The 5,476-nt window shown below is 73.9% G+C and carries 4 protein-coding genes; 2 read left to right on the top strand and 2 right to left on the bottom strand.

The genetic code is table 11. From position 1 onward, the window contains the following. Nucleotides 1-38: 38 nt before the first annotated feature. Nucleotides 39-800 carry a metallophosphoesterase gene (locus L7D48_RS19600; protein ID WP_237880836.1) on the bottom strand — a complete coding sequence of 254 codons (762 nt, stop codon included), beginning with the start codon at nt 798-800 and terminating at the stop codon, nt 39-41. Nucleotides 801-1,082: 282 nt separating this feature from the next. Between L7D48_RS19600 and L7D48_RS19605 the strand changes: the two genes are divergently transcribed. After that, nucleotides 1,083-2,876, top strand: coding sequence for a long-chain fatty acid--CoA ligase (locus L7D48_RS19605; RefSeq protein WP_237880838.1), 1,794 nt, complete (start codon nt 1,083-1,085; stop codon nt 2,874-2,876). A gap of 164 nt (nt 2,877-3,040) precedes the next feature. Here the strand turns inward: L7D48_RS19605 and L7D48_RS19610 are convergent, their stop codons facing one another. Further along, nucleotides 3,041-4,198: a glycosyltransferase family 4 protein gene (locus tag L7D48_RS19610; RefSeq protein WP_237880840.1), complete on the bottom strand. Its 1,158-nt coding sequence runs from the start codon at nt 4,196-4,198 to the stop codon at nt 3,041-3,043. A gap of 60 nt (nt 4,199-4,258) precedes the next feature. On the opposite strand from L7D48_RS19610, the gene L7D48_RS19615 reads away from it, so the two are divergent. Continuing rightward, nucleotides 4,259-5,476, top strand: a 1,218-nt coding sequence (locus L7D48_RS19615) for a glycosyltransferase 87 family protein (protein ID WP_237880842.1), incomplete at its 3' end; no start/stop codon positions are given.

Consider the following 5,476-nt stretch of genomic DNA (forward strand, 5'->3'; position numbering starts at 1 on the left):
CTTCCCCTCCCGCCCGCGTTCCCGTCCGCCCGGCGCCGTCACCACTCCAGGACCCAGGGCCTGCCGGTGGCGTTGAAGTGGCCGACGTTCACGCATTCGGTCCGGCCGATCCGGGTGCGCCGCACCAGTGGCTGGTGGACGTGGCCGAAGAGGGCGTACCGGGGCCGCACCGCGTGGACGGCCTCCAGCAGTGCCTCGCTGCCGCGCTCGAAGCGGCGGGCGACGGTGTCGTAGCACAGTTCGGGCACCAGGGGCGGGATGTGGGAGCACAGTACGTCGACCTCGCCGAGGGCGGCGACCTTGGCCGCGTACGTCTCCTCGTCGACCTCGAAGGGCGTGCGCATCGGGCTGGGCAGCCCGCCGCCGACGAATCCGAAGCGCAGGCCGCCGATGTCGGCCGTCCGCCCGTCCAGGACGGTGGTGCCCTCACCGGCGTACTCGGGCCACAGCGCGGGGAGGTCCACGTTGCCGTAGGTGGCGTACGTGGGGGTGGGGAAGGCGGCGAACAGTTCGGCGTACTGGCGGCGCACGGCCGCCTCCACCGCCCCGGCCTTGTCCACGTCGGCCCAGAGCCGGGCCGACAGCTCGCGGGCCTCGTCGAAGCGGCGCGCGGTGCGCAGCTCGACGTACCGGGTGGTGTTCTCCGCCCCGAAGAGGTCGGGGAAGATGCCGCGGGTGTGGTCGGCGTAGTCGATGAACAGCACGAGGTCGCCCAGGCAGACCAGTGCGTCCGCGCCCTCGCCGGCCGCGGCCAGGTCCCGGCTGTTGCCGTGTACGTCGCTCACCACATGGACTCGCATGAGGCCACCCTAGAACCCGCGCCCCGGCGCGCGGGGTGCCCGCGCGCACCCCCTTGGACCTGCGTCTCCTTCGTCGCCTCCGGGCCCGTGGACTACCCTGCTGGTGACAGTCCCGTGGTGTGTGACGCACCGAACATCTCGGCGCCACCCCCTATCCCGAGTCCCGTACCGATGGGTAACGTCCGTGGCCGTCCACCCCCAGGACGTTACGTCCTGGGCCAGAGCCGACGGAGGTTCCGTTTCCCGGCGGATCCGCGGCGGCGCCGATGAGGAGCATCAGTTTTGCGCGAGTTCAGCCTTCCGGCCCTGTACGAGGTGCCCGCGGACGGAAATCTGACCGATCTCATCCGCCGCAACGCCGTCCAGCACCCCGACCTCCCGGTCATCGCCCGCAAGGACGCCAGGGGCGGCTGGGAGGACCTGACCGCCCGGGAGTTCCTGGCGGAGGTGCGGGCCGCCGCCAAGGGCCTGATCGCGGCGGGCGTGCGCCCCGGTGACCGGATCGGCCTGATGTCGCGCACCCGCTACGAGTGGACGCTGCTGGACTTCGCCGTCTGGAGCGCCGGCGCGGTGACCGTGCCCATCTACGAGACCAGCTCGCCCGAGCAGATCCAGTGGATCCTGTCCGACTCCGGCGCCGTCGGCTGCGTCGTGGAGAGCGGCGCCCACGCCGCCGCGGTGGAGTCCGTGCGCGACCGGCTGCCCGAGCTGGCGAACCTGTGGACCATCGACGACGGCGCGGTGCGGAAGCTGGCCGACTCCGGTACGCAGATCACCGACGCGGTCCTGGACGAGCACAGCGGCGCCGCCGACGCCGACGCCCCGGCCACCATCGTCTACACCTCCGGCACCACCGGCCGTCCCAAGGGCTGCGTCCTGTCCCACCGGGCGTTCTTCGCCGACTGCGGCAACGTGGTCGAGCGGCTGGGGCCGCTGTTCGTCCCCGGCGAGGGCTCGGTGCTGCTCTTCCTGCCGGTCGCCCACGTCTTCGGCCGCATGGTGCAGATCGCCGCCGTCATGGCGCCGATCCGGCTCGGTCTGAGCCCCGACATCAAGCAGCTCACCGACGACCTCGCCGGCTTCCGCCCGACGCTGATCCTGGGCGTGCCGCGGGTGTTCGAGAAGGTCTACAACTCGGCGCGTGCCAAGGCCCGGGGCGAGGGCAAGGGGAAGATCTTCGACCGGGCCGCCGACACCGCGATCGCCTACAGCCGCGCGCTGGACACCGCCTCCGGCCCCTCGCTGGGCCTGAGGCTGCGGCACAGACTCTTCGACAAGCTGGTCTACGGCAAGCTGCGCGCGGTCCTCGGCGGCCGGGCCACCCACGCCATCTCCGGCGGCGCGGCGCTGGGCGAGCGGCTGGGGCACTTCTACCGCGGCATCGGCTTCACCGTGCTGGAGGGCTACGGTCTGACCGAGTCCTGCGCGCCCACCGCCTTCAACCCCTACGACCGCCCGAAGGTCGGCACGGTCGGGCAGCCGCTGCCGGGCTCGACGGTCCGCATCGGCGAAGACGGCGAGGTGCTGCTGCGCGGCGAGCACCTGTTCAGCGGCTACTGGAACAACGAGGCCGCCACCGCCGAGGCGATGGAGGACGGCTGGTTCCACACCGGCGACATCGGCACCCTCGACGAGGACGGCTACCTCACCATCACCGGCCGCAAGAAGGAGATCCTGGTGACGGCGGGCGGCAAGAACGTCGCCCCGGCCGTCATCGAGGACCGCATCCGGGCCCACGCCCTGGTCGCCGAGTGCATGGTGGTCGGCGACGGCCGTCCGTTCGTCGCCGCGCTGATCACGCTGGACGAGGAGTTCCTGCCCCGCTGGGCCGAGGAGCACGGCAAGTCCGGCCTGTCCAGGGAGCGGTTGCTGGAGGAACCCGAGTTGCTGGCTGCCGTCCAGAAGGCGGTGGACGACGGCAACGCGGCCGTCTCCCGTGCGGAGTCGGTGCGCAAGTTCCGTCTCCTGACCACCCAGTTCACCGAGGAATCGGGCCATCTGACGCCCTCGATGAAGCTCAAGCGCGGTGTGGTCGCCAAGGACTTCGCGCAGGAGATCGAGGCGCTGTACGCGTGACGCGGCGGCCGCCGCGCGTTTCGCGCGGCGGCGCGAGACACCCCGGAACACACGGGCCGCCCCGGTCCGGACGGAAGACCTCCGTCCGGACCGGGGCGGCCCGGCGTACGCCCCCTTCCCGGGGCCGGCTCCGGCCGGGTCCGGGGGAGGCACGGGCGGTACGGCTAGAGCAGTGCCCGCAACCGCTCGGCCAGCAGGTCCCAGCGCCAGCGCTCCTCGACCCACTCGCGGCCGCGCTCGCCCATCCGGCGGCGCAGTGCGGGGTCCTTGAGCAGGTTCACGATGCGGTCGGCCGTCTCCGCGGCAGCCTCGCCGCCGGGTGCGCCGCCGCGCACCACCCAGCCGGTCTCCCCGTCCAGCACGGCGTCGGGGGCGCCGCCGGAGTCGCCGGCGACGACCGGCAGCCCGGTCGCCGACGCCTCCAGGTAGACGATGCCGAGCCCCTCCACGTCGAGCCCGCCGCGGCGGGTGCGGCAGGGCATGGCGAAGACGTCGCCCGCGCCGTAGTGGGCGGGCAGCTCCTCCCACGGCACCGCTCCGGTGAAGCGGACCGAGCCGGCCACACCGGTCTCCCGCGCCAGTTTCCGCAGCGCCTGCCCGTACGGCCCGCCGCCGACGATCAGCAGCACCGCGTCGGGCACCTCGGCCAGGATCCGCGGCATGGCGCGGACGAGGGTGTCCTGGCCCTTGCGCGGCACCAGCCGCGAGACGCACACCACGACCGGCCGGCCGGCCAGGCCCAGCCGCTCCCGTACGGCGTCGCCGCCGGAGCCGGGGTGGAAGGTCTTCTCGTCGACGCCCGGCGGCAGATGGACCATCCGCGCCGCCGCCTCCTCGGTGAGCGCGGCGGCTATCCGGGAGCGGGTGTACTCGCCGAGGTAGGTGAGGGTGTCGGTGCCCTCGCCGATGCGCCGCAGCAACTGCCGGGCGGCCGGCAGCCCGGCCCAGCCGGCCTCGTGGCCGTGGGTGGTCGCCACCAGCCGCCGCGCCCCCGCCCGGCGCAGCGCGGGGGCCATCAGCCCCAGCGGCGCCGCCGCCCCGAACCACACCGACGTACAGCCGTGTTCGCGCAGGAGCGAGACCGCGCGGCGCGTCACGCGCGGGGTGGGCAGCAGCATGGTCGTGGAGTCGCGTACGACGGTGAAGGGCTGCTCCGCGTCGAAGCGCGCGGTGGCCTCGGCGCCCTCCCGGCCGCGCTTCCAGGTCGAGGCGTAGACGACGACCCGCTCCGGGTCCAGCCGCAGCGCCATGCTGTGCAGGAAGGCCTGGATGCCGCCGGGCCGGGGCGGGAAGTCGTTGGTGACGATCAGGGTCTTGTCCATCGCCGCCGACAGTACCCGCTGCCCTCCGGGCGCCGGGGCGGCACCCGGTACGGTCGATCCATGCGCCTTCTGATCGCGGCCTGGGCCGCCACCCGGACCGTGCTGCTCCTGTGCGTGTTCAAGGTGATAGCGGTGCCGGGGCCGGACGTCACCAGCGACGTCTCGGTGATCTACCAGGGCTGGTACCGGGTGCTGAGCACCGGCGTGTTCCCCCCGGACGACGTCACCTGGCAGTACCCGCCCGCCGCGGCGCTGGCGATCCTCTCCCCCGCGCTGCTGCCCTTCCTGGAGTACCCGGCCGCGTTCTACGTGCTGGCCTGCGCCGCCGACGCCGCCGCGTTCGCGCTGCTGCTGTACGCCGCCCGGCGCGGCGCCGGGAGGGAGGGGGGCCGCGGCCGTGCGGGAGCGTGGGTGTGGGTGGCCGGGGTGCCGCTGCTGGGCCCGACGGTGTACGCCCGCTACGACCTGATGGTCACCGCCGTCGCGGTCGCCGCGCTGCTGGCGCTGTCGCGCAGCCCGCGTACGGCCGGGGTGCTGGCGGCCTTCGGGGCGCTGCTGAAGGTGTGGCCCGCGCTGCTGCTGGTGGGCACGCCGCGCGGGCGCGTCACCCGCGCCGTGTGGGGTTCGGCCGTGGCGGCGGCCCTGGTGCTGACCGCCGCGTTCGCCGCCGCCATGCCCGGCGCGCTGGACTTCCTCACCCACCAGCGCGACCGCGGCACCGAGGTCGAGTCGGTGGGCGCGCTGGTCTTCCACGTGGCGCGGCACTTCGGCTGGGAGGGCCAGGTGCTGCTGAACTACGGCTCGGTGGAGTTCCTGGGCCCGTACGTGGACCTGGTGAGCACCGCGGCGCTGCTGTGCACCGCCGCCGCCTTCGGCTGGATGCTGCGGTGGCGGCTGCGCGCGGTGGAGTGGACGGCGTCCACCGCGGCGGACGCCGCGTTCGCCGCGGTGCTGCTGTTCACCGTCACCAGCCGGGTCATCAGCCCGCAGTACATGGTCTGGCTGGTGGGCCTGGCGGCGGTGTGCGTGACGCTGCGCACCGGACGGCAGGGGCTGCCCGCCGTGCTGGTGGTCGTGGCGACGGGGGTGACGCTGCTGGAGTTCCCCCTCAACTTCGGCAGCGTGGTGGCGAGCGACGCCCTGGGCATCACGCTGCTGGTGGTGCGCAACGGGCTGCTGGTCGCCGCCGCGGTGCTGGCCTGCGCCCGGCTGTGGCGCACGACGGTTACCGAGCCCCTGCACCGTGCGGAGGGGGCCCTCGGGGAGGGCGAGGACGGC

Source organism: Streptomyces sp. ICN903 (assembly GCF_022015835.1).
Lineage (GTDB): Bacteria > Actinomycetota > Actinomycetes > Streptomycetales > Streptomycetaceae > Streptomyces > Streptomyces fenghuangensis.

Bases quoted from the DNA above. Each gene is read 5' to 3' on its own strand.
- L7D48_RS19600 (WP_237880836.1), bottom strand. From the start codon at position 800: ATGCGAGTCCATGTGGTGAGCGACGTACACGGCAACAGCCGGGACCTG.
- L7D48_RS19610 (WP_237880840.1), bottom strand. From the start codon at position 4,198: ATGGACAAGACCCTGATCGTCACCAACGACTTCCCGCCCCGGCCCGGC.